The 24,987-nt window shown below is 68.6% G+C and carries 16 protein-coding genes; 8 read left to right on the forward strand and 8 right to left on the reverse strand.

Translation table 11 applies throughout. The features are described 5' to 3' along the window. The first annotated feature begins 64 nt into the window (after positions 1 to 64). From recC to recD, 3 genes are read left to right on the forward strand one after another with little or no spacing between them, the layout of a single operon-like run. Positions 65 to 3,412 carry an exodeoxyribonuclease V subunit gamma gene (gene recC / locus V3B46_RS11525; protein ID WP_329891935.1) on the forward strand — a complete coding sequence of 1,116 codons (3,348 nt, stop codon included), beginning with the start codon at positions 65 to 67 and terminating at the stop codon, positions 3,410 to 3,412. After that, entirely contained in the window at positions 3,409 to 7,089 is a 3,681-nt protein-coding gene (gene recB / locus V3B46_RS11530; protein ID WP_329891936.1) for an exodeoxyribonuclease V subunit beta, read from the forward strand. Before recC ends, recB begins: the two co-directional genes overlap by 4 nt. Then, positions 7,086 to 8,969, forward strand: a complete 1,884-nt coding sequence (gene recD / locus V3B46_RS11535; protein WP_329891937.1) for an exodeoxyribonuclease V subunit alpha — start codon at positions 7,086 to 7,088, stop codon at positions 8,967 to 8,969. The genes recB and recD overlap by 4 nt, the downstream gene beginning before the upstream one ends. A gap of 473 nt (positions 8,970 to 9,442) precedes the next feature. On the opposite strand, the gene V3B46_RS11540 is transcribed toward recD, so the two are convergent. From V3B46_RS11540 to V3B46_RS11565, 6 genes are all read right to left on the reverse strand, one after another. Continuing rightward, the gene (locus V3B46_RS11540) at positions 9,443 to 9,841 is read right to left on the reverse strand and encodes a hypothetical protein (RefSeq protein WP_329891938.1); all 399 of its coding nucleotides are present in this window, start codon (positions 9,839 to 9,841) and stop codon (positions 9,443 to 9,445) included. A gap of 94 nt (positions 9,842 to 9,935) precedes the next feature. Beyond that, positions 9,936 to 11,975 carry an FUSC family protein gene (locus tag V3B46_RS11545; RefSeq protein ID WP_329891939.1) on the reverse strand — a complete coding sequence of 680 codons (2,040 nt, stop codon included), beginning with the start codon at positions 11,973 to 11,975 and terminating at the stop codon, positions 9,936 to 9,938. A gap of 3 nt (positions 11,976 to 11,978) precedes the next feature. After that, a complete protein-coding gene (locus tag V3B46_RS11550) occupies positions 11,979 to 13,439 on the reverse strand; it encodes an efflux transporter outer membrane subunit (RefSeq protein WP_329891940.1) in 1,461 nt (486 codons plus the stop codon). Next, a complete protein-coding gene (locus tag V3B46_RS11555) occupies positions 13,436 to 14,353 on the reverse strand; it encodes an efflux RND transporter periplasmic adaptor subunit (RefSeq protein WP_164171367.1) in 918 nt (305 codons plus the stop codon). The genes V3B46_RS11550 and V3B46_RS11555 overlap by 4 nt, the downstream gene beginning before the upstream one ends. Then, a complete protein-coding gene (locus V3B46_RS11560) occupies positions 14,350 to 14,559 on the reverse strand; it encodes a DUF1656 domain-containing protein (RefSeq protein ID WP_329891941.1) in 210 nt (69 codons plus the stop codon). Before V3B46_RS11560 ends, V3B46_RS11555 begins: the two co-directional genes overlap by 4 nt. 108 nt (positions 14,560 to 14,667) lie before the next feature. Continuing rightward, complete coding sequence (locus V3B46_RS11565) at positions 14,668 to 15,123, reverse strand: MarR family winged helix-turn-helix transcriptional regulator (protein WP_008265191.1); 456 nt, start codon at positions 15,121 to 15,123, stop codon at positions 14,668 to 14,670. A gap of 608 nt (positions 15,124 to 15,731) precedes the next feature. Here V3B46_RS11565 and folE point away from each other — a divergent pair. The 4 genes from folE to V3B46_RS11585 all read left to right on the forward strand — a co-directional run bounded on the left by folE (position 15,732) and on the right by V3B46_RS11585 (position 22,010). After that, entirely contained in the window at positions 15,732 to 16,343 is a 612-nt protein-coding gene (gene folE / locus V3B46_RS11570; protein WP_004141296.1) for a GTP cyclohydrolase I FolE, read from the forward strand. Positions 16,344 to 16,455: 112 nt separating this feature from the next. Further along, positions 16,456 to 17,925 carry a DUF3375 domain-containing protein gene (locus V3B46_RS11575; protein ID WP_049429215.1) on the forward strand — a complete coding sequence of 490 codons (1,470 nt, stop codon included), beginning with the start codon at positions 16,456 to 16,458 and terminating at the stop codon, positions 17,923 to 17,925. Then, positions 17,912 to 18,613, forward strand: a complete 702-nt coding sequence (locus tag V3B46_RS11580; protein WP_154264860.1) for a DUF4194 domain-containing protein — start codon at positions 17,912 to 17,914, stop codon at positions 18,611 to 18,613. The genes V3B46_RS11575 and V3B46_RS11580 overlap by 14 nt, the downstream gene beginning before the upstream one ends. A gap of 16 nt (positions 18,614 to 18,629) precedes the next feature. Beyond that, positions 18,630 to 22,010, forward strand: coding sequence for an ATP-binding protein (locus tag V3B46_RS11585; protein WP_329891942.1), 3,381 nt, complete (start codon positions 18,630 to 18,632; stop codon positions 22,008 to 22,010). 291 nt (positions 22,011 to 22,301) lie between these two features. On the opposite strand, the gene V3B46_RS11590 is transcribed toward V3B46_RS11585, so the two are convergent. Then, positions 22,302 to 23,081, reverse strand: a complete 780-nt coding sequence (locus V3B46_RS11590) for a sulfite exporter TauE/SafE family protein (protein ID WP_154264859.1) — start codon at positions 23,079 to 23,081, stop codon at positions 22,302 to 22,304. Between the two features lie 102 nt (positions 23,082 to 23,183). On the opposite strand from V3B46_RS11590, the gene V3B46_RS11595 reads away from it, so the two are divergent. Continuing rightward, the gene (locus V3B46_RS11595; RefSeq protein ID WP_180869247.1) at positions 23,184 to 23,576 is read left to right on the forward strand and encodes a YchJ family protein; all 393 of its coding nucleotides are present in this window, start codon (positions 23,184 to 23,186) and stop codon (positions 23,574 to 23,576) included. A gap of 3 nt (positions 23,577 to 23,579) precedes the next feature. Here V3B46_RS11595 and V3B46_RS11600 read toward each other — a convergent pair whose 3' ends face one another. Next, positions 23,580 to 24,860, reverse strand: coding sequence for a GGDEF domain-containing protein (locus V3B46_RS11600; RefSeq protein ID WP_180869245.1), 1,281 nt, complete (start codon positions 24,858 to 24,860; stop codon positions 23,580 to 23,582). Positions 24,861 to 24,987: the final 127 nt, after the last annotated feature.

Consider the following 24,987-nt stretch of genomic DNA (forward strand, 5'->3'; position numbering starts at 1 on the left):
CGGAACAATCCGTACCGTTGGCGAGCCAAGCATTGAATACTGCCTGCCGTCCTGCACACTGTGCATGATGAGTGACCCAGGCAGCGATTTCCGCCTCTACCATTCCAACTCCCTGGACGTGCTGGCCGCGCTGCTGGCACGCAACGTGCGTGCGCCGGTACCGGGCCAGCCGCTGCTGGCACCGGAAGTGGTGCTGATCCCGCAGGTGGCAATGCGGCGCTGGCTGCAAGCGACACTGGCCGCGGAATTCGGCGTCGCCGCCAACCTCGAATTCCTCACCCCGGGCGAGTTCGTGGCCCGCGCGCTGAAGGCCAACGTCAGCGGCGAGCAGGACGATCTGGACGCGGCTGGCCTGCACTGGAAGCTGTACCAGGCCCTGCGCGACCCGGCGTTGCTGGCGCAGCCACCGATGCGCGCGCTGCAGTCCTATCTTGCCGGCGATGACGCATTGAAGCCGTGGGCGCTGGCTGGCGAGCTGGCCTCGGTGTTCGAGAAGTACCAGGCCTGGCGCCGCGACTGGCTGCTGCGCTGGGCCGCCGGCGCCGATCCGGCCGACCCGCAGGCGATCCTGTGGCGCACCATCACCCGTGGCCACGACTACCGCGCCCGCCGTATCCAGGAATACCTGGACCGCTTCGAGGGTGCCGGTAAGCCGCTGCCACAGGGCTTGCCACCGCGCATGTCTGCGTTTGCGACGCTCAACATCTCGCCCGACGTGCTGCGGGTGATGGCTACCCAGGCACGGGTGGGCGAGCTGCACTTCTATATGCCCACTCCGGTGCAGTCGTACTGGGGCGATCTGCAGACACTGGCCGAGCGCCTGCGCAGCGGCGCACCCGACCCCTTCGGTGAAGCGGCCGGCGAGAACCGCCTGCTGGAAGCCTGGGGCGCGGCGGGCCGCGACTTCATGGCGGTACTGGGCAGCTACGAGGTGGTGCATCCGGCCGGCGAGATCGCCGCCTATTCCGATCCGGAGGAGGACACCCGGCCGACCCTGGACGAAGGCGGTCTGTCCGACAGCCTGCTGCATCGCCTGCAACGTGACCTGTTCCACCGCCGCGCACTGCCCTCGGGCGAGCTGCGCGACGGCCTGCGCAGCGACGACCCCAGCCTGCAGGTACACGCCTGCCACACCCGCCTGCGCGAGCTGCAGGTACTGCATGACCAGCTGCGCAGCCTGCTGCAGGACCCGCGCTTCGACCCGCCGCTGCAGGCGCGCGAGATCGCGGTGCTGGCGCCGGACATCGATCCCTATGTGCCGTACCTGGAAGCGGTGTTCGGTGGTCGCGGCGGCGAGGACGAGCACATTCCGTATGCGCTGGCCGACAGCAGCCCGCTGGCCGGTGAACCGCTGGCCGATGTGTTCGTGCACCTGCTGGGCCTGCCGGTCTCGCGCTTCGGCTTGAATGAAGTGCTGGACCTGCTGGCCAGTGCACCGCTGGCCGAAGCGGCCGGGCTGGAAGCGGTGGACTTCGACCGCCTGCATGGCTGGCTGCAACAAGCCGGCGCACGCTGGGGCCTGGACGCGAAACACCGCCATCAGCACCAGGCACCGGCCGACGACGCCTACACCTGGCAGTTCGCACTGGACCGCCTGGTGCTCGGCCATGCCACCGGCAGCGAGGCCGACCTGGCCGGCGTGGCGCCGTGGATCGAACTGGAAGGCGGCGCGTTGGACGCGCTGGACCGGCTGCTGCGCCTGCTGCGCGTGCTGGCCATCTACCAGCGCCGCCTGGGCGAACTGCTGACCCCGGCGCAGTGGCGACAGCGCCTGCTGTCGCTGCTGGATGCACTGCTGCCGAACGCGCCCACCTCGCCCAACAGCCAGCGCGCGCTGGAGCGGCTGCGCAAGCTGCTCAACCAGTTTGCCGACGATGCCGCCAAGGCCGGTTTCGAAGACGGCGTGCCGCCGGAGGTGGTGCGTTCGCACTTCGCCGGGGCGCTGGGCGAGGCAGATACGCGAGCACCGCTGCTGACCGGTGGCATCAGCTTCGGCCGCATGGTGCCGATGCGCCTGCTGCCGTTCCGGGTGATCTGCGTGCTCGGTCTCAATGATGGCGATTTCCCGCGCCGCGACCCGGCGGCCGGTCTCAACCAGCTCACCGCCGAGCTGGACACGCCGCGCCGCCGTCCGGGCGACCGCTCCACCCGCGAGGATGACCGCTTCCTGTTCCTGCAGCTGTTCGTTGCCGCGCAGGAGGTGTTCTACCTCAGCTACCTGGGTGCCGATCCGCGCGATGGCAGCGTGCGCGAGCCGTCGGTGCTGGTCAGTGAACTGATCGATGCCGCCGCCGCGTATCACCTCGATCCGCCTGCGGCGGTCCGTGACTTCACCGTGCGTCATGCCCTGCAGCCGTTCTCGCCAGCCGCGTTCGGTGACGGCGATCCACGCCGCTTCAGCTATCGCCGCCAGTGGCATCCGGCGGCCGGTCGCCTCACCGGCCAGCGCGGTGGACTGCAGCCCTGGTTCGACGCACCGCTGCCGTCGCCGCTCGATGACGCAGTGGAGGACGAGGTCGCGCTCGATACCCTGCGCCGTTTCCTGTGCGACCCGGCCGGGCAGTTCCTCGCACAGTCGCTGGGCCTGCGCCTGGCCGACGATGTTGAGGAAGTCGATGACCTGGAACCGCTGGTGCTGTCGTCGCGCGGCCCGGAAAAGCGCAGCGTGCAGGCGGCCGTGGTGCGCGCCACGCTCAGCGGCGATACCGAGCCGCTGTATCCGCGCCTGCGCGCACGCGGCCTGCTGCCCTCGGGTCCATTGGGCGAGCGTCAGTTCGAGGTCGAGCAATTGAAGACCCGCCCCTACGCCAGTGCGCTGCTGGGCTGGATGCAGGGCGAACCGCTGGAAAGCCGTCGCTATGAAGTGGACATCGACGGCGTACGCCTGCACGGCCGCGTGGCTGATCGGCATCCCGGAGGGCTGGTGCGCCTGCGCGCCGGCACGCTCAATGGCAATGCAGTGATCCGCCAGGGCCTGGACTGGCTGCTGGCCAACGCCGCCGGCGATGCGTTGCCGCTGGTGCAGTTCCACGATGGCGGTGACGCCGGTCCCGGCCCGCATGTGCTGCCAGCACTGAGCGCCCCCGCTGCACGCGACGCGCTGCGTGCGCTGCTGCAATTGCGCCAGCGCGGCCTGCGTGAGCCGCTGCGCTTTGCCCCGTACACCGGCTGGGTGCTGTACAACGCGCCGGCAGAAAAACAGCGCAGCGAAGGCTGGAGGCAGTGGCATGGCAGCGACCGCAGCTGGGGCGAATCCAGCAGCGACGCCTGGCAGCTGCTGTTGCGCGGTGCCGACCCGTTTGCCACCGACGCCAGCTATGCCGACCTGCTGCGCAACAGCCAGGTGGTCTTCAGCGCGGTGCGCGAAGGCCGCACGCTTGGCGCCGATGCACGCCAGGAGGGCAGTGCATGAACACCGCCATCGCCGATCAGGAAACCCAGCGTCTGGCGGGCGATCCCTATCTGGCCCTGCCGCTGGACGGCATCCGCCTCATCGAGGCCAGCGCAGGCACCGGCAAGACCTTCACCCTGGCCACGTTGTTCACCCGACTGGTGGTGGAGCAGGGCCTGCGTATCGGCCAGATCCTGGCGGTGACCTTCACCGACGCCGCCACCCAGGAACTGCGCAAGCGCATCCGCGAGCGCCTGGCACTGGCCGCACGCCTGGTCGATCTGGAGCCGGCCGAGGGTGAAGCACCGGACGTGCGATTGACCCGCGACGTGCTGCAGCGCCATCTGCAGGGCGGCTACGAGAGCGCCGCCGCATTGAAACGCCGCCTGCAGGTGGCTGCCGACGAGATCGATCTGGCGTCAATCTTCACCATCCACGGCTTCTGCACCCGCGTGCTGCGCGAGCATGCGCTGGAAAGCGGCCACACTTTTGATCCGCCGGAACTGCTGGCCAGCGATCGCGAACTGCTGGAGGAGCTGGCCGCTGATCTGTGGCGCGTGCATGCCAATGATCCGGCCACATTGGAACCGCTGACCTGGCTGTGGTCCAACCCGGACGCGCTGGCTGCCGATCTGCGCGCGCTGCTGGGCACGCCGCCACTGCACCCGTTGCCACAGCCGCTGACGCTGGCTGATCCACACCCGGCGCTGCAGAGCGCGGCCGAGGCACTGTCCGCAAGCGTGCGCGAACATGGCGAGCAGTTCTTCATCGACCTCTGCGATGCGGTCGACAACAAGTGGATCAACGGGGTGTCCTACAAGCTGGGCTGGCTGCACCCGCTGGGCCGGCAGCTGCTGGCCTGGGCCGGGCGCGGCGACCCGCGCGAGCTGCTGGTCAGCGAGCGCCTGCCGGCACTGCTGCCGGAGGTCCTGGCCGACAAGACCAACAAGAAATTCCCCGATCGCACGCCGTCGTCGCCATTGCAGGCACCGTTGGCGCGCTATGTCGCGCTGCTGGCCGAACGCGACGCCTGGTTGCGTGCTACAGCGCTGAATTTCCTGCACGCGCTTCGCGGCGAAGCCATGCAACGCCTGCAGGCGCTGAAGCGCACGCGCCGGGTACAGACCTACGACGATCTGATCGATGGCGTAGCGCTTGCCCTGGAAGGCCCGCAGCGGCTGATGCTGGTCAAGCAACTGCGTGCGCAGTACCGCATCGCGCTGGTCGATGAGTTCCAGGACACCGATGATCGCCAGTGGGGCATCTTCCACACCGTGTTCGGCAATTCGCCGGAGGTGCGCGAACTCGGGCTGGCGCCGGCGCTGTTCCTGATCGGCGACCCCAAGCAGGCGATCTACGGTTTCCGCGGCGGTGACATCCACACCTATCTGAAGGCCAAGCAGGTGGCGCAGCAGGCGCCGGTGCTGGACCAGAACTTCCGCTCGCGACCGGCTGTGCTGCGTGCGTTGCAGGCGCTGTACGACAACGGTGGCGAAGACGCCTTCCTCGAGCGCGACATCCAGTTCGAGCCGGTGCGGCCCGGTGGCGTGCGCATCGACGAGGACTACCAGCGTGATGGCCATGCCGCCACGGCACTCACCCTGCGCGTGCTGCGCAGTGGCGGTAACAAGGCGATGAGTGCGGACGCCTCGCGTGAGGCAGCGACCCAGGCCTGCGTGGCCGCGATTCACCAGATCCTGGTCGATGCGCGGGCCGGTAACGCCGTGTTGCGTGGGCACCCGGTGCAGCCCGGTGATATCGCGGTGCTGGTGCGCTCGCACCGCGAGGCCACGCTGGTGCAACGGGCGCTGGCCGCGGTCGGCATTCCCGCGGTGGCAGCTGGCAAGCAGAGCCTGTTCTCCACCCCCGAAGCGCGTGATCTGCGTGCGCTGCTGTTGGCACTGCTGCAACCGGCCGACGAAGGCCGCCTGCGTGCAGCGCTGGCCACGGTATTGCTGGGTCAGCGGGCTAGCGCGATCGCGGCGATGGAACGCGAGGGCGACCTGCAACGGGGGTTCCAGGCGCAGCTGCTGCACTGGCGCGAGCGCTGGCAGCGCGGTGGTCCGTTCGCGGTGATCGCCGATGTCTGTGCCGCGCAGGGTGAACGCCTGCTGGCGCTGATCGACGGCGAGCGCCGCCTGACCAACTACCTGCAGCTGGGCGAACTGCTGCAGGAAGCCTCGGCGCAGGCGCTCGGCATGCACGGCCTGCTGGACTGGCTGCAGGGACAGATGGCCAGCGCCGACCAGGATGACGAGCAGCAGCTGCTGCGCCTGGAATCGGATGCGCGGCGCGTACAGATCATCACCCTGCACAAGAGCAAGGGCCTGGAGTATCCGCTGGTGTTCCTGCCCTTCGTCGGCATCGACGGCGGCGCACCGAACACCGCCTCGCACTGCACCGTGCACGTCGGCGGCGAGCGGCAGCTGCACTGGAAGCTGGACAAGGACGAGGCCTGGGAAGCGGCCAGCAGCCAACGTGAGCGCGAGCAGCGCGCCGAGGATGCGCGCCTGCTGTATGTGGGACTGACCCGTGCCGAGCATGCGCTGTGGATCGCCGTGGGTGATCTGGCCGGGCTCGGCAGGACGCGGCTGGCGCCGCTGCTGGGTGACCTGCAGGCGCTGCGCGCGCACGCCGATGTGCACATCGATGACAGCGAGACAGCGCCCGCGCTGCCGCAGCTGGCGGCCGAAGTGGAAGGTGACCTTCCGGCGGTGCGTGCCCTGACCCGGCGCGTACCGCACGACTGGTGGGTGTACAGCTTCACCCAGCTGGCGCATGCCGATGCGGGCGCTGGCAGTGATATTGAAGCCGCCGCCACCGAGCTGCCGGCGCCCGCCGCCGACGAACCCGCGGGCCCGGAACTGCCGCTGGAGCCAGCGCTGCCGGAACCCGCTGCGGCGGCCGAGGACAGCACACCGATCGACCCGCGCTTCATGGGCAGTCGCTTCGGCAACGTGCTGCACGAAGCGATGGAGAACGTCGACTTCGCTGCCTGGGCTGACTGGCAGCCGGGCCTGGAAGCCCCAGAGGGCCAGGCCGAGGTGCTGCGCAAGGCACTGCACGACGAAGGCTATGCCGACGTCGATCTGGACGATGGCGTGGCGGTGCTGGTGCCGCTGGTCGGCCACACGCTCACCGTGCCGCTACCCGAAGGCGGCGCGCTGCACAGCCTGGGCGAGGGCGAGCGTCGCGCGGAAATCGACTTCCATTTCGCCATCGAGCCGACTACGGTGCCGGCGCTGCTGCAGGTGCTGCATGCACATGGGGTCTCCAGTACGCGTCGCGGCTTCGGCCAGCGCCGTCGGCTGGAAGGGCTGATGACCGGCATGATCGACCTGACCTATGTGCGCGACGGGCGCTGGTACGTGCTCGACTACAAGTCCAACCGGTTGCCCGGCTACAGCCCGGACCTGCTGGCCATTGCCATGCGCCACAGCGAGTACGACCTGCAGGCGTTGATCTACACCGTGGCCCTGCACCGCTGGCTGCGCTTCCGGCTGGGCGCGGCCTACGACTACGAGCGTGACATGGGAGGCATCCGCTACCTGTTCTGCCGCGGCTTGGACCGGGCCGGCAATGGCGTGCATGTGGACCGTTTCCCGCTGGCGCTGGTGGATGCGCTCGACGCGCTGTTCGCCGGTGGCGAACAGGCCCAGGCCGAACTGGCCGCGCGTGCGCGTGGAGCCAGCGCATGAGCCTGCTGAAGGAACTGCACCAGAAGGGCCAGCTACGCACCCTCGACCACGCGTTGGCGACCAGTCTGCAGCGGCTGCGCGACGACACGCCTGAGAGTGTGGCGCTGGCGGCGGCGCTTGCGTCGCTGGCGGTGTCGCAGGGCCATGCCGCGTTCGATCCGGCACAACCGCAGCGGTTGCTGGAGGGTGTGTCCGAGTGGCCCGCCGCACAGGACTGGCTGGCACAGCTGCGCGCATCGCCGTGGGTCGCAACGCCGGAGCAGGCCGATGCCATCGCCGCGGATGCACCGCTGGTGCTGGAAAACGGCCTGCTCTACCTGCGCCGTTACCGCGAGTACGAGCGTCAGTTGGCGGCTGGGCTGCAGCGCATCGGCCGGCATCCGCTGCCGGCCCCGGACATGGCCGGTTTGGCGCCGTTGTTCGCGCAGCTGTTCCCGCAGGCATCGGGCAGCGAGGACCACCAGGCACGCGCCGCCGGCGTGACCCTGCGCCACCCGCTGGCGCTGGTCACCGGTGGCCCGGGCACCGGCAAGACCACCACCATCGCGCGGCTGTTGCTGCTGCTGGCGGCGCAGGCCCGGCACGCCGGCCAGCCGCTGCCCGAGGTGGCGCTGGCCGCGCCCACCGGGCGCGCCGCCGAGCGCATGGCCGAGAGCCTGCGCGTCGCCGTGCAACGCCTGCAGGAACAAGGACTGGACACGGCGCTGTGCACGGCGCTGCCCAGTACCGGCACGACCCTGCATCGCCTGCTCGGGGTGATTCCCGATTCACCGCGCTTCCGCCACCACGCCGACAATCCGTTGCCTGTGGATGTGGTCGTGGTTGACGAAGCCTCGATGATCGATCTGCCGATGATGGCCAAGCTGGTCGACGCGATCGCCAGCGGCACCCGGCTGATCCTGCTTGGCGATCCCGACCAGCTGCCGTCGGTCGAAGCCGGCGACGTGCTCAGCGCGATCCTGCGTGCCAGCGGTGATGGCATCGGTACCCGTGCCGATGACGCGCAGGCACTGCATGATCTGCTGCTTCCGGCCACGCTGCAGCCGCAGGCGGCACCACGCGCCTTCGCCGGGCGTCGCGTACAGTTGCAGCGCGGCTACCGGCAGAGCAATGCGCTGGACCTGGCACCGCTGGCCCATGCCGTGCGCGAGGGCGACAGCAGCACCGCGCTGCAGCTGCTGCGCAGTGGTGAACTGGCCGGCGTGCATTTCCACGAAGGCGAAGCCGATCCACTGCGAGGCCAGCGCGAGCACCTGCTGGGCCACTGGCGCGCACTGGCTGAGGCTGCCGACCCGGTACATGCCCTGCAGCAGGCCGGGCGCCTGCGCGTGCTGACCGCGCTGCGCGAAGGCCCGCAGGGTGCGCGCGGCCTCAACAGCCGCATCGAACAGCTGCTGGCCGGCAACACCCCGGGCTACTTCCAGGGTCGCCTGCTGCTGGTCATCGAGAACAGCTATCGGCACCGCCTGTTCAACGGCGATATCGGCATCTGCCTGCGCGATGGCAGTGGTGCGATGGTGGCCTGGTTCCCTGGCGACAGCGTCGACCAGCCGCGCGCCTTCCATCCGGCCGCGCTACCTGCGCACGAAAGCGCCTTTGCGATGACCGTGCACAAGGCACAGGGCTCTGAGTTCGATGAAGTGTGGTTGCAGCTGCCGCGCCAGGACAGCCGCGTGCTGTCGCGCGAACTGGTCTACACCGGCCTGACCCGCGCCCGCCAGGTCCTGCATGTTGCGGGCAGCGCTGATGTGCTGCAGGCTGCGTTGAAACGCCACGCCAGCCGATTGGGTGGCCTGGCCTGGCGGCTGGGTGCGGAAGGCGTGATCGAAGCGCCATCGACAGCGATCGAAGAACCGACGGTGCAGGGCCAGCTGTTCTGACCTCAGTCCTTCCAATTCCTCCAATCATAACGCGCGCCTTCATCCACGCATGGTGTGGATCTACCGTGTCGACCAAGGTCGACACCCACCAGAAGCAAGCCATGTCATTCCGACAGATCGCGGGAAACTGTCGAAGGTGGGGTGGGTCCGGTTGAGGGGGCGTGAGCCGCATGGGCCCGAGGCATGCCTCGGGCGGGTTGGGCAGGAGGCCCAACCCCGGTCTTGCCGTGTGCGCAGGACAGCGCACACGAGCAAGCGGCGACCGAGCTTACGTGGGTGAGGGCGCTTTGCTTGCGAAGCACTGCTTCGCAAGCGCCCGAACGCACAGCCGCCAGCGGCTGGGCCGGGCCCTGGAGGGGGACTTGCAGCGTCCCGCGCAACCGGAGCCACCCCGCCAACCCACGGATAGCGCGCATTTGACGTTGCCGTTGCCGTTGCTCCGGCAGGTGCAGGGCGCAGCCCTGCCGCCACGTTCATTCCGCGAACAGTACCAGGCCATCCGGGAACACGATCGCCGCTTCATCGGCACTCACATCGAAGAAGCCCACGCCGTGCTTCTCGGCCAGGTCCTGCACCCGCCCGTGCGCGCGCTCAGCCACCGAATAGGCGAACGCGCCGTAGATCACCTGACTACCGATGCTGTACTCAGTCACCTCGGCGCGTTCGTTATCGTCGTGGCTCAATGGGCCGTTCAACGGCGGGAAGTCCTGTGCCATCTCCGCGAACCACGCCTGCAGCGCCGTGCTGCTGACCGCCGGGTCGTCGTACTCGTGGCGCTCGTTCCACTGCGTCTGCTTCTCGAACCAGGCGATGAAGGCCGCGGCCTCGCGTGGGGCGGCGCTGACCTCGAACACCATCATGTCGTAACTCATTGAACCGTCCTGTTGCAGCGCCAGGGTCGGATCCCTCTCCGCAGGAGAGGGCTCTGACCCCTGCGCGGAGTCTGTGGACGCACAGGGTATCGCGCTACGGCTGTGCGGCCGCACTCATCGCCAGCCCCGGCGCCAATGCCTTGGCCTCCGGGAACAGTGCGAAGCGCAGGCCGATCAGGCCCATCAGCGCTTCGTCGCGCGCCTTGCACGCGGCCACGCTGCCGACCCGGCCCAACGAGGTATCCAGCCGCTCGCGCAGCGCTTCGGCGGCCATAATCGGCTTGCGCACGGCAATCTGTCGTCGATAGTGCACGGCCACATCTTCCAGGATGTGCTCGACCGCTTCGCGGCTGCGCTCGGGCAGTTCCAGCCGTGCGCGACGCAGCTGCAGGATGTTCAGGCCGATGCGCGCCTCGTTGAGCATGTCCACCGAGGCGATGTCGCTGCCCTCCGGCGTTGCCGCCAGGCGCGGTGCGAGCAGTCCCAGCAAGTCGAGCATGCGTGCGGCGAAGCGCTGGCGGTCCTGCTGGCCACGTCCTTCGGCGGCTTCGGCCAGCGTGGTCCAGCCCTGCCGCACCAGGCGGCGCGCGGTCCACTCGGCACCCACCGAACGGAACAGGCGGGTCATCACCACCGCAAAGCCAATGCCGATGAACATCGCGATGGACGAGTTGAGGAAGGTCTGGATGTTGGCGCTGTAAGTGTTCTGCAGGCTCAGCAGCGCGGCCAGGTTCACGGTCAGCGGCAGTGCGAACAGCGCGCTCTTGGGGTGGTGCAGCATCAGACCCAGCGGCAGGAACGCCACCGCCAGCACCAATGCCAGCAGGCCGAAGTCGTGTACCGCGGGGAACACGCCGAACAGGTACACACCGGCCACTACCGAGGCGACCATCGCCCACACCAGGAACGACACCATGCTCGGTGCCGGGTCGTCCTGTGCGGCGAAGAACGCGGCGGTCACCGCGGCCATCATCGCGCCGTTGCCACCGCCTTCCCAACCCAGCGCGATCCACAGCACGCAGTAGCTCATCAGTGCCACGCCGGCGCTGAGCGCGGAGAACAGCGCCATGCCGTAGTCGACGTGCTTGTCGGCGGCCACGCGTTCGGTGCGGATGCGGTAGTGCGCGCGGTCCAGCGGCGCGGTGCCGTGGTCGATCGCATGCTGCAGGGTGCGGCAGTCCTGCCACAGGTCCACCAGTTCTTCCAGGCGCAGCAGCAGGCTGGCCAGCTGCAGATGCTGCAGGTCGCGGTCCACCTGTGGCTTCAGTGCGCTGATGCGCGCGCGCAGGCGGGCGTACTCGCTGGCGTTGGTCGGCCCGTCCAGCCAGTCGTGGATATCGTCGACCAGTGCCGGCAGCCCTTCCGGCAGGGCCTGGCCATCGCTGCGCAGCGCACTCAGGCGGTCGGCAATCGACGACAGCACCGGCAACAGCAGCAGCATGCGCTCGCGCAGGCGCTCCATCGACACCGCCGAACCGGTATGGCGTGGATCATCGCGGCGCAGGAACTCGATCAGCGCTTCGAACTGCACCAGGTCGGCAGCCAGCCGGTTGCGCGGCGCATGCGCGCGGCCACGTTCAAGGATCTGCCGGCACCATTGCGCGGCGTCCTCCATCCAGTTGCCGATGCGCGCGCGCAGCATCGGGCGTACCGAAGCCGGGAACAGCAGCGACGCGAACAGCACCGCCACCACCGTGCCGAGGATGATCTCCTCGCTGCGTGCCACCACCGTGTCGAAGATGGTCTCCGGCGAGGTCACCGCCGGGAAGCCGATGAAGGCGGTGGTGTAGCCGGCCAGCAGGAATGCATAGCCACGCGGGCCGCGGTTGAGCAGGGCCATGAACAGGCAGCCGGCCAGCCAGATCGACATCGCCGCGCTCAGCACCAGCGGCGTCTCCACCAGCGCCGGCAGCACCAGCAGGGTGGCAAGGCCGGCCACCAGGGTGCCGACGATGCGGTACACGCCCTTGGCCCGGGTCGGGCCCAGCAGCGGCTGGCTGACGATGTACACGGTGCCCATCGCCCAGTACGGGCGCGACAGGTTGCCGGCCATGGCGATGTACAGCGCAGCCACCGCGGCCAGGTAGGTCTTGATCGAGAACAGCCAGGCCTGGCGGTCGGTCAGCGCGTTCATGGCTTACTTCGCTGCGGTCGAGGCGCTGGGCGCGGCGGCGCCGGCCTGCCAGCCGCCACCGAGCACCAGGAACAGGTGGATCTGGTCGCGCGAGACCTGCGCTTCGGCGGCCGCCAGGGTGGCGTCGCTGGTGGCCAGGCTGCGGTCGGCATCCAGGCTGGACAGGTACGGCGTGCGGCCGCCTTGGTACAGCCTGCGGTTCTGCTCGGCGGCCAGTGCGGCCTGCTCCTGCGCGATGCGCAGCGACTGCAGCCGGCGCAGGTCCTGCGCATAGCGGTCCAGCGCGGTCTGGGTCTCGCGCAGCGCCTGCAGCACGGTGTGGTCGAATTCGGCCAGCGCGGCATCGGCACCGGCTTCGGCGGCGTGGATGCGTGCGTGCGTGCCCGAGGACGGTAGCGTCCACGAGATCAGCGGGCCGATCGACCACTGCTGGGTCATCGGCGTGCCGAAGTCTTCCAGCAGGCCGGCGGCACCGAGCGAGGCACCCAGGCGGATGTCCGGGTACAGCTCGGCGGTGGCGACACCAATCCGCGCCGTGGCCGAGGCCAGCTTGCGCTCGGCCTGGCGCACGTCCGGGCGACGCTGCAGCAGTGCACGGCCATCACCGACTGGCAGCGGCTGCGCCAGGCTGGGGGCATGTGCACAGTCGATCACACCGGCCGGCAGCTGGCCCGGGGTCTGCCCCAGCAGCGCGGCCAGCGAATAGGCGGCGGCCGAGCGCTGCGCCTGCAGCGGCGGGAGTGCAGCTTCCAGCAGCGCCACCTGGGCATTGGCGCGGGCCAGCTCCGGTGGTGTGCCGCGGCCGGCCGCGATCAGGCGCTCGGTGACCGTGCGGCTGCGCTGCTGCAGCTGCAGTGAATGCTCGGCCACGTGCAGTTCGTGGTTGGCGTGGCAGATTTCCAGATAGCTGTCGGCCACCTGCGCGACCACGCTGACCTGGGCCAGGTCGCGCGCTGCGGCGACCGACTGCTCGTCGGCACGGGCCGCTTCGGCGCCGCGCTTTAGCTTGCCAAACAGGTCGAACTGGTAGCTGACCGCGAACTTGCCATCGGCCAGGTTGATCACCGGCAGCTCGTGCTCCTGCAGGAACGATTCGGCCGACAGCTGTGCGCGGCTGATCCCGGCCTCGGCCTCGTACTCGAAGCCACCGGCGTCCAGCGCCTGTTCGTATACCGCTGCGGCGCGACGCAGATGCGCATCGGCGGCCTTCAGTTCCACGTTGTCACGCAGTGCCTGGGTGATCAGGCCATCCAGCACCGGGTCGTTGTACAGCGACCACCAGCGGTCGGGCAGCGCCTGGTTGGCGGCGATCTGCGGGTTCTGGGTATCGATGAAGGCGGCATTGGCCTGCGGGCGCTTGAACGCCGAGCCTTCCGGCAATGCATAGTCCGGGCCGACGGTCCTGCACGCGGCCAGGCTGGCCAGCGCGACGATCAGGCCGAGACGGGGCAGGGCGGCGTTCACAGGACCGCCTGTGTCGGCGCGGTGCCGGCCTTGTCGTTGTGCGGATGGCGGCCGGTGTCCACGGTCACCGTGGCGGTGCGGCCGGCGATCAGTTCCACACCCTTGGGCACCTCGTCGATGGCGATGCGCACCGGAATGCGCTGCGCCAGCCGCACCCAGTCGAAGGCCGGGGTCACGTTCGGCAGCAGGGTGCTGCCATTGCTGCGGTAGCGGTCCTCGATACCGGCGGCGATGCTCTCGACATGGCCGCGCAGCGGGGTCGATTCACCCATCAGGCGGATGTCCACGCGCTGCCCCGGGGCCACGCCGCGCAGGCGGGTTTCCTCGAAGTAGCCATCGATGCGGAACGAGCCGGTATCCAGCAGCGCTAGCACCGGCTTGCCGGCCACCACGTAGTCGCCCACGCGCATGGTGCGGTCGTTGACCCGGCCATCGGCCGGTGCGCGCACCTCGGTGCGGCTCAGGTTGAGCTCGGCCAGGTCGACCGCCGCCTGTGCGGTGGCCAGCGCAGCCTGTGCGGCCTGCAGCTTGGCACGGCGCACTTCGGCGTCCTCGGCGGCGACTAGGTCCTGCAGGCTGCGGTCACGGCCGATCTCGCGTCGCAGCTGTGCCACCGAGGCCTGGCGCTCGCCCAGGCTGGCCTTGGCCTGCTCCAGCGCGATGCGGTAACGGGCACGGTCGACCACGAACAGCAGGTCACCCTTCTTCACCGCCTGGTTGTCGGCCACCTGCACCGTTTCGACCAGGCCGGACACATCCGGCGCCACCTGCACCACGTCGGCACCAACATGCGCGTCGCGGGTCCACGGCTCATCCATGTAATAGACCCACAGCTGGCGCAGCACCAGCAGGGCGACGATCACGGCTGCGCCGGTCAGCAGCACCGGCAGGGTCTTCTTCACGATCTTGTTCACGATTGCATCCAACGCAGGAGGTGGAACAGCAGGCCAAGCACGATCCCGTGCAGGGCAAGGTTGAACAGCGCCGGGTGCCATACATGGCGATAGGCGCCGGCACGCTGCAGCAGCGCGTGCAGGCCGCTGTTGACCAGATAGGCCAACAACATCAACCCGAGCAGGGTCGGGACGAACACTCCGTGGAGACTGAATTCACCGGGCATCGGTAGGGGCGTGGGCGAGGTGGGGGAGGGGAGGAACAACGAAACAACGGCAACGGGTAAAAGCCGCTGGCGCGTGCACGGCAGCGGCGGTGTTGGGGGGCAGTGCGCTTACGTGATGCGGTCGGCGGCCTCGGCCAGCAGGCGCCATGCCTTCAGCACGGCGTGCAGTTCATCCATGGACAGTTCGCCGAAGACGTCCTGGCGCAGGCCGATCAACTGGTCTTCCAGCTCGCTGACCAGCGCCTGGCCGGCGTCGGTCAGCCACAACAGGTTGGCGCGGCGGTCGCTGGCGTCGCTCTCGCGGCGGACCAGGTCGCTGGCGCACAGCTTGTCCAGCAGGCGCACCAGGGAAGGCCCTTCCATGCCCAGCTGCTGGGCCAGCGCCACCTGGCGGATGCCACCGCCGGAGCGGCCGATCATCAGCAGCGGCATGGTGCAGGCGGTGGAGATGCCGTAGCTGCCGAGCCGGCTGTCGGCCAGGCGCTGCCACTGCCGCCCTGCGTACAGCAGGCCGGAGCTGAGCTGCATCTGCAGCACGGTGCGCTCGTCGAGGGGTCGGTCCATAAGAGATAGATAGGATACTACTAATTTCATTCCTATCAATGGTTTTTATGAATGGGTGGGTTGAGGAAAGCGTTGCGCCTGCTGGCTATCGGTTGGGGCGGCGGAGGGCCGGACGGGGCAGGGCACGCTGCAAGTACGTCCATGTAAGCTCGATCGGCGCATCCATGCGCCTCACGGCCCTGCCCCGCCCGGCCCTCCACCACCCACCCCACATCCCGCGAGCGCGGTGGGTTGACTCTTTAAAGGCAAGCGCAGAAGCAGTGCGGACCAAGATCCGCACCCACCAAAGCAGAAGACACCACAGCAGCGGCGCGCTGCTTCCGAAGCCATGAACCCCCGCTTTTGCGCCCGCTTTCGGGCGGCCCGGCCGCGCCCGCAGGAAACTGTCGGAGAGGGGGAGGGGCAGGCCGGGCAGGACCGTCCACGGCATGGATGCCGTGGACGAGCCTACAGGGACGTACTTGCGGCGTGTCCTGCCTGGCCTGCCCCTCCCCCTCTCGCTCAGCTGCAACGAGGCGCCGCAAGACCCCCCGATGAACCGTCCCAACAGGACGACCCACCCCCCGGTCGGGTACGATGCTCGCCCCCCGTTCGGGACGCTGTACGCAATGAGCAAGAACAACGAAAAGGCCGCCCCGCAGGGCGACGTGACCCAGGACCAGGCCGAGGATGCCGTGCGCACCCTGCTGCGCTGGGCCGGTGAGGACCCGTCCCGTGAAGGCCTGCTGGATACCCCCCGCCGTGTCGCCGAAGCCTATGGCGACTGGTTCAGTGGTTACCGCGACGACCCGCGCGCCTACATGGAGCGGACCTTCGAGGAAGTGGCCGGCTACGACGAACTGATCGTCCTGCGCGACATCGAGTACGAAAGCCACTGCGAACATCACATGGCGCCGATCATCGGCCGCGTGCACGTCGGCTACCTGCCGGCCGGCAAGGTGGTGGGCATCAGCAAGCTGGCCCGCGTCGTCGAAGCCTACGCCCGTCGTTTCCAGGTGCAGGAGAAGATGACCGCGCAGATCGCCCAGTGCATCCAGGATGTGCTGCAGCCGATCGGCGTCGGCGTGGTCGTCGAAGGCGCCCACGAATGCATGACCACCCGCGGCATCCACAAGCGCGGCGTCAGCATGGTCACCTCCAAGATGCTGGGCAGCTTCCGCGACGACGCGCGCACCCGCGCCGAGTTCCTGCGCTTCATCGAAGTGGGCGGCAAGCGCTGAGCCGCTTGCCTGCACCGCGCCGGCCCCTGCAGGCCGGCATGCCCTCGGCTGCCCACGCGGCAGCCGTGCATGGCGGCTCGTCCCTGTCAGCCCTACAGACTTCTTTCGCTGCATGAAGCATCGCGAACGCATTGCCCGTTACCGCCACCTGCGCGAACAGCCCCAGTGGAAGCTGCTTGCCGCCGACCACGCCCCGGAAATCATCGGCCTGTTGCAGGGCCTGCTGATGGACGGCGAGCGCACGCTGCCGTCCTCGGTGCTGAATGAGCGACTGCAGCGCGCGCTGGACCAGCTGGCTGGCGATGAACTCTCTCGCGAGCTGCCGCGTACCGCCCAGGCCTACATCGCGCACTGGCTGGCCCAGGGCTGGCTGGAACGCCGTTTGCCCGAAGGCGCCGACCAGGAGCAGTACGAGCTGTCCACTGCTGCACTGCAGGCGATCCGCTTCGCGGACGGCCTCGAGCAGGCCCGCGTGGCCGCCACCGAAAGCCGCCTGGCGCTGGTCATTGAGCAGCTATCGGCGCTGGCTGCGCAGACCGAAGCCGATCCTGATGCGCGCCTGTCCGCGCTGCACGACGAGCGCGATCGCATCGATGCCGAAATCGCCCGGGTCGGCACTGGCCGCGTGGTTGCGCTGGACGGCAAGCGCGCGCTGGAACGCACCCGCCAGATCATCGGCCTGGCCGACGAGCTGACCGAGGACTTCCGCCGTGTGCGCGATGACTTCGAGCAGCTCAACCGCGATTTCCGCGAACGCATCATCGACGACGAGGGCGAGCGCGGCGATGTGTTGTCGCAGCTGTTCGAAGGTGTGGATGTCATCGGCGAAAGTGACGCCGGACGGAGTTTCCAGGCCTTCTGGCGCCTGCTCAACGACGCCGAACAGAGTGCCCAGCTCGATGCCGCGCTGGAAGCGGTGCTGGCGCGTGGATTCGCGCGCCGCCTGGACCGCAACGAACGCAACTTCCTGCGCAGCTTCACCAGCACCATGCTCGAGCGCGGTGGCCAGGTGCACGATGTGCTGCAGAACTTCGCGCGCAGCCTGCGCGGCTTCGTGCAGAGCCGTGGCTATCTGGAACAGCGCCGCCTCAACCAGCTGCTGAAGCAGGCGCAGTCCGAAGCGCTGGCACTGCGTGACGAATTCCCCGCACAACGCGGCATCGGCCGCGACCTGCAGCTGACCACCAGCCGCCTGCGCTCGTGGTCGCAGTGGAAACTGCACGATCCGCGCAGCGCCCAGGTCGACGGCAACGTCGAGTACAACGACGCCGCTGCGATCAGCCTGGAGAGCGTCGGCGACCTGGTGGCCTCGTCCGAAATCGACTTCCGCACGCTGCGCCAGGACCTGCACGACCTGCTCGATGCACAGCCGCGGCTCAGCATCGCCCAGGCCCTGTCGCAGCGCGAAGCGCCGCAGGGCCTCGGCAGCGTCATCGGCTACCTGTCGCTGGGCACGCGCTTCGGCAACGTGGTTGCCGGCGAGCAGGAGCTTGCGCAATGGCGTGGTGGCGACGGCCAGATCCGTCGCGCCCGCATCCCGCTGGTTTGGTTCACCCAGGAGAGACGCCATGAGCTGGCATGAAGATCCCATCGACGCACCGCAGGCCGACGTGGCGGAAGACGCCTACGAGGCCGAGCCGGTGGCGGCCGTGGCGCAGCCCCGCCGTGGCAACGACGTGTATTACCTCGGCGATACCGGGCGCCTGCCGCTGGATGCGCGTCGCGCGCTGTGCCAGCTGCTGATCGGCCCCAGCATCGACCAGCTGCGCCACGCCAAGCTGTGGCCTGCACTGATCCGCAGCGAGGCGGCCATCCGCTCGTCGCTGGCGGATCTGTTCCTGGAACTGGTTCTTGATCGTGAAAGCGGCGTGGCGTTCACCCGCCAGGCTGATACCGAAGACGTCGACGCGCCGGTGCTGCTGCGCACGTCGCCGCTGACCTTCATCGACTCGGTGCTGCTGCTGTACCTGCGCCAGCAGCTGGCCGAGGCCGATGCGCGCGGCAACCGCGCGGTGGTCGCCGACGCCGAGATGGCCGAAGCGCTGGCCATCTATGAAAAGAACCTGTCCACCGACCGCGCCGGCTTCAACCGCCGCGTCGCTTCGGCGGTGCAGAAAATGAAGGACAACCACATCCTGACCCGCCTCAGCGGCCAGGAAGACCGCCACGAAGTCTCGCCGGCGCTGAAGCTGCTGTTCTCCGCCGAAGACGTGTCCCAGCTCTCGGCGGTCTACCGCCAGCTGCGTGAAACCCCGGCCGCCGAGGCCTGAGAGACCCGACCACCGCATGGCTATCTCCAAGCACACTCCCGCTTTGTTCAACGAAGGCCTGCCGGACCCGCGTCTGCAGCAGTTCCGTATGCGCCGCCTGCAGGTACACAACTGGGGCACCTTCAACGGCCTGACCGAAGTGCCGATCGCTGAGCGCGGCTTCCTGTTCGTCGGTCGCTCCGGCTCGGGCAAGTCGACCCTGCTCGATGCCATGTCCGCGCTGCTGACGCCGCCGGCCATCGTCGACTTCAACGCCGCCGCCCGCGAAGCCGAGCGCAGTGGCCGCGACCGCAACCTGGTGTCCTACGTGCGTGGCGCGTGGGCCGACCAGCAGGACAGCGGCACCGGCGAAATCGCCACCCAATATCTGCGCAAGGGCGCTACCTGGACCGCGCTGGTGCTGGAATACCGTGCCGGCGATGGCCGCGTGGTCAGCCTGGTGCGCCTGCTGTGGATCTCCGGCAACGGCACCTCGGCCGGCGATGTGCGCAAGCACTACATGATCGCCGAGCGCCCGTTCGACATCGCCAAGGACCTTGGTGGTTTCGACTTGGACCTGCGCAAGCTCAAGCAGAAGCTGTCCGACCTGCACCACTTCGACACCTTCTCCGGCTACGCCGAGCGCTTCCGCGACCTGCTCGGCATCGACAACGAGATGGCGCTGCGCCTGCTGCACAAGACGCAGTCGGCGAAGAACCTGGGCGACCTCAATGTCTTCCTGCGCGACTTCATGCTCGACACGCCGAAGACCTTCGACGCCGCCGAGCGCCTGGTCAGCGACTTTGCCGAGCTCGATGGCGCGCACCAAGCGGTGGTCACCGCGCGCCGCCAGGTGGAAACCCTGCTGCCGGCACGCGCCTACTACAACGACCTGAAGGAAATGCACCGCCAGCGTGGCGACGACGAAGCGTTGAAGCTCGGCGTCGACAGCTTCCGCGAAAGCCGCCGCCAGGCGCTGATCGAAGCGCGCCTGCGCGAGATGGACGTGCGTGACCGTGGCCTGCTGGGCGAGGAAGCCCAGCGCCGTGCCGCACTCGACAACCACACCGAGCGTCTGGCCGAGCTGGAACTGCAGCGCCGCCAGCAGGGCGGTGAGCGCATCGAGGAACTGGAACGCGAGCAGGGCCGTGCCGAAGCCGAGCGCGACCGCCGCCAGGCCAAGCGCGAGCAGGCAAGCCAGGCCGCGCAGCAGCTGCAGGCTGAACTGCCGGACGACGCCCACGGCTTCGCCGAGCTGGTCGAGCGCGCGCAGAACGAGCTGCAGGACCGCCAGCGTGCGTCTTCGGCGCTGGACGACGCGATCAGCGATCGTCTGGGCGGCAAGCGCGATGACGAGCGCCGCTTCGGTGAAGTCCGTGCCGAGCTCGAAGCGATGCAGCGCACGCCGTCCAACATCCCGGCACCGATGCAGAAGCTGCGTGCGCGCCTGGCTGAAGAGACCGGCATCGCCGAGGCGGCGCTGCCGTTCGTCGGCGAGCTGATCCAGGTCCGCTCGGAAGAGCAGGGCTGGCAGGGTGCCATCGAGCGCGTGCTGGGCGGCTTCGCACTGTCGCTGCTGGTCGATGACAAGCACTACAACGACGTCGCCGAGTGGGTGAACCGTACCCACCTGGGCATGCGCTTCACCTACTACCGCGTGCGTCGCAATGATGATGCGTTCGCGCGCGAACCGTCGGCGAAGTCATTGCTGCACAAGCTGGAACTGCGCGAACACGTGTTCGAAAGCTGGCTGCGACGCGAGCTCGGCAAGCGCTTCGACTACGAATGTGTCGATGCCAAGCAGCTGCGCAACGTCGACCGCGGCATCACCCGCGAAGGCCAGGTCAAGCATCCGGGCGATCGTTTCGAGAAGGACGACCGCAGTGCGGTGGGCGACCGTCGCCGCTGGATCCTCGGCTTCAACAACCACGACAAGGTGGGCGCCTTCGAGCGCGAAGCACAGGAACTGGCCAAGCGCATCGCCAGCTGCGAGACCGACATTGCGCGCCTGCGCGGCCAGCGTGACCGCGACAACGAACGCCGCCTGGCCTGCCACGAACTGGTCAGCATCAGCTGGAACGAGATCGACACCGCTGCCCCGCAGCAGCGTCTGAGCGATATCGAAGCCACCCTGCGTGACCTGCGCGAAGGCAATGCCGACCTCGCCAAGCTGGCCAAGCAGATCGACGCCGTGCGCGCCGACATCGAGCAGTCCCGCCGCACCTATGAGGACGTCCGCGTCGAGCGTGGCCAGCTGGTCAAGGAGCGTGATCGCCTCGACCGCGCGCGCCAGCAGAGCCGTGCACTGGTGCTGCCGAGCCTGGCCCAGGAGCAGGAGGCCGGCCTCGCCGAGCGCCTGCAGGAGCAGGGCCCGCTCAGCCTGGAAACGCTGGAAGCGCACATGCGCCAGGTCAGCAACGCGCTGAACGAGCAGCTGTCGTCCTCGCAGCAGGACCTCAACCGCATCGAGAACCAGCTGATCGGCTGCTTCCGCCGCTTCATCCAGCAGTGGCCGGAGGAATCGGGCGACTTCACCGTCTCGGTGGCCTCGGCCGAGGACTTCCTCGCACGCCTCGAACGCCTGGAGCGCGATGGCCTGCCGCAGCACGAAGAGCGCTTCTTCGACCTGCTGCAGAACCAGAGCAAGAACAACCTGCTGGCACTGCAGCGCCATAGTGCCGAAGCCCGCAAGTCGATCGGCCAGCGCCTGGACGAAGTGAACGCCAGCCTGGAACAGGTGCCGTTCAACCGTGGCACGTTGCTGACCATCGAACTGAGCGACCGCCGTCTGCCGGAGGTGGGCGAGTTCCACCTGCAGCTGCGCGAGGTGCTGTCGCAGCAGCAGACCGAGCAGCGCGAGCTGGCAGAGTCGCAGTTCACCGTGCTGCGCCAGCTGGTCAACCGCCTCGGCTCGCAGGAAGGCGAGGACAAGCGCTGGCGCGAACTGGTGCTGGACGTGCGCATGCACGTGGAGTTCATCGGCGTCGAGCTGGATGCGGAAACGCGCCAGCAGGTCGAGATCTACCGCAGCGGCGCCGGCAAGTCCGGCGGCCAGCGCCAGAAGCTGGCTACCACCTGCCTGGCGGCAGCGCTGCGCTACCAGCTCGGCGGTGCCGACAGCCAGCTGCCCAGCTACGCCGCAGTCGTGCTCGACGAAGCCTTCGACAAGGCCGACAACGAGTTCACCGCGCTGGCGATGAACATCTTCGACAACTTCGGCTTCCAGATGGTGGTGGCCACCCCGCTGAAGTCGGTGATGACGTTGGAACCGTTCATCGGTGGCGCCTGCTTTGTCGAGATCAGCGGCCGCCACGACTCCGGCGTGCTGCTGATCGAGTACGACGAAGAAGGCAAGCGCCTGAAGCTGCCCGAGCGCAGCCGCCAGCAGGCCAACGAACCGGAAGAAGCCGAGGCCTGACCGCCTCGGTCCAGCGACCTGTAGAGCCGAGCCATGCTCGGCTGCTCTTCGCGATCGGAGACCGCGTGCCAACCAAGGTTGGCACCTACTGGACGCCGCTCTGCTCTTGCCCTTGCTCCCAGATTCCGCGCTCGCGCAGAGGCCGGGCAGCGGTTGGGTGAGGGGGCATGGCAGGACCGCGAGCGCCATGGATGGCGCTCACGAGCCCCCATGGACGGGTTCACGGCGTGTCCTGCCATGCCCCCTCATCTGATCGCCCACATGGGAGTCAGGCGCCAGCGACGCGGTGGATCACGCTCCGCGGAACGTATCCCACGCCATCCGCGCGATCAGCACCACCACCAGCCCCACGAACAGCTTGCGGATGAACGGCGTGCCGCCCTTCAGCGCCAATCGGGTGCCCACCACCGAGCCGATGATGTTGGCCGCTGCCATCGGCAACGCGAACAGCCACAGGATGTTGCCGGTCGGCACGAAGAACGAGATCGCCGCTACGTTGGTGGCCAGGTTCACCACCTTCGATGCCGCCGACGCGCGCAGGAAATCCAGGCCGAAGAAACGTACGAACAGGAAGATCAGGAAGCTGCCGGTGCCCGGCCCGAAGAAACCATCGTAGAAGCCGATTGCCGCACCGATCGCCAGCGCGATCACCAGCTCGCGACGGCCGATTTCCTGCGGCCGGTGCAGCGCACCGAAGTCCTTCTTCCACAGCGTGTAGCCCAGCATCGCGATCAGCAGCACCAGCACCAGTGGGCGCACCGCGTCCTTGGGCAGCAGGCTCACCGCGGTGGCCCCGGCGAAGGAGAAGATGAAGGCGGTGCCGGCCGCGAACAGCACCGGCTTCCACGGGAAGCGCACGTTGCGCGCATAGCGCCAGGCGGCTGCACCGGTGCCGAACATCGAACTGAACTTGTTGGTGCCGAACAGCATCGCCGGCGTCTGCTGCGGCAGTACGGTGAACAGGCCGGGTAGCTGCACCAGCCCACCGCCACCGACGGCAGCATCGACCAGGCCGGCGATGAAGGCGATCACCACCAGCCACCACAACTCAGGGGGAACCAGTTCCAGCACGGCGATCAATCGATGTGGGGGCGCGACAGCATACGCCTGTCCTGTACCCGGCGACCTGTGCCGTGCGTGGATCAATCCGCGCAACCCGGCGACAATGCCCGCATGAGCCGAAAACCCGCCGATCCCTGCCCCTGCGGCCTGCCCGCGGGCTATGCCGCCTGCTGCGGCCGCTTTCATGCCGGTGAAGCCGTGCCGGATGCCGAACGGCTGATGCGTTCGCGCTACAGCGCCTATGTGCGGGGCCTGGCCGACTACCTGCGCCAGAGCTGGCACCCGGACACGCGTCCGGCCGAGTTGTCGCTGGATGATGCGCCCGGCCAGCGTACGCATTGGCTGGGCCTGACCGTGCACGAGCACACCGTTACTGGCGCCGACAGCGCAGAGGTCCGGTTCACCGCGCGCTACCGGGTGGGCGGCGGCAGCGCGGTGAAGATGACCGAGCACAGCCGCTTCCTGCGCATCGAAGGCCGCTGGTACTACCTCGACGCGCTCTGAGCCTCAGCCACCGCGTACTGCCAGCACGCCCTGCTCGGCATACGCGCGCACCTGGTTGCGGCCGCCGTCCTTGGCGACGTACAGCGCCTGGTCGGCAGCCTTGACCACCGCCGCCGGCCGCGGACCGACGCGGGTGTCGGCCAGACCGATGCTTACCGTTACCTGCACTACCTGTCCGCTGCCGCCGCGCCCGCGCTGCTGGCGCCCGGCCTCATCGTCGCGGCTGCGGGTGCTGCGGTCACGCAGCTGCATGCGGGTGTCCTCGATGCTCTGCCGCAAGGCTTCCACGGCATCGACACAGGCCATTGTCGGGCGGTCCAGGAACACGACCGCGAACTCCTCGCCGCCGTAGCGGAACGCACGTCCACCATCACCCACGCGCGCCAGCCGCGAGGCCACCAGGCGCAGCACGTCGTCGCCGGTGTCGTGGCCGTGGGTATCGTTGAACGATTTGAAGTGGTCCACATCCACCATCGCTATGCTGTAGGTGCCGCGTGCCCGCTGCAGGGTCTCGTTGAACGCGCGGCGCCCGGGCAGGCCGGTCAGCTCATCGCGGAAGGCCATGTGGAAGGACTCCTGCAGCATTGCACCCAGCATCAGCAGCAGGGCGGCGCTGCTCAGCGCCGGCAGCAGCACCGGCTGCAGGAATACCCGTGGCAGCATCCACCACAGGCACAGCAGGGCCAGCAGCATTGCCGTGTGCAGCGGCCGCGGATGCCGCCAGGCCTGCCAGCCCAGCGCCGCCGTGGCCAGCAGGAACAGCAGCGCCGGCAGCTGCGCCAGCGCGTTCCAGTCGGCGGGAATCCAGGCCCAGTGACGGTTCGACAGCAGATCGTGCATGCCGCGCGGCTGCTGCGTGGCCAGCAGCAGGAAGATCAGCAATGCCGTACCGCTGGCGACGGAGCGCAACAGCAGGTCGTGGCGGCGCCGCCCGCGCTCCGGCCACAACGACAGCCCGGCGAACAGCAACGGCAGCCACGCCGAGATGGCATGGAAGCGCAGCGGTGTCAGCGCGCCGACATGGCCGCTGCGCAGGTAGCCGCCGACATCCTGGTGCAGCAGCGCGAACATGACCGCCACTACCAGCAGCAGGCAGAGCGGACGTACCTGGTGGTAGAGCAGGGCCAGGCCGGCACCGAGGCAGGCCAGCAGCCAGGGCAGGATGCGCTGCGCCGGGCTGGCCACATCTGCGGTATCCAATGCGGTCCATACCACCACGGCAACCAGCAGGGCGGGCAGCACGAACAGGTAGTGCGCAGGCTGGCGGAGCGGATGCAGGGGCAAGCAGGAATTCCAGCGCGGTGACGACGCGGCCGCAGCATTGCCGTTAGCGGCGTTCGGGGTGGCTTCTTGAATGCGGCAGGCTCATCCATGTGAACGAAGTGACGCTGAACCATGACATTGCACTCAC

Source organism: Stenotrophomonas sp. SMYL11, assembly GCF_036320005.1.
Taxonomy (GTDB): Bacteria; Pseudomonadota; Gammaproteobacteria; order Xanthomonadales; family Xanthomonadaceae; genus Stenotrophomonas; species Stenotrophomonas maltophilia_A.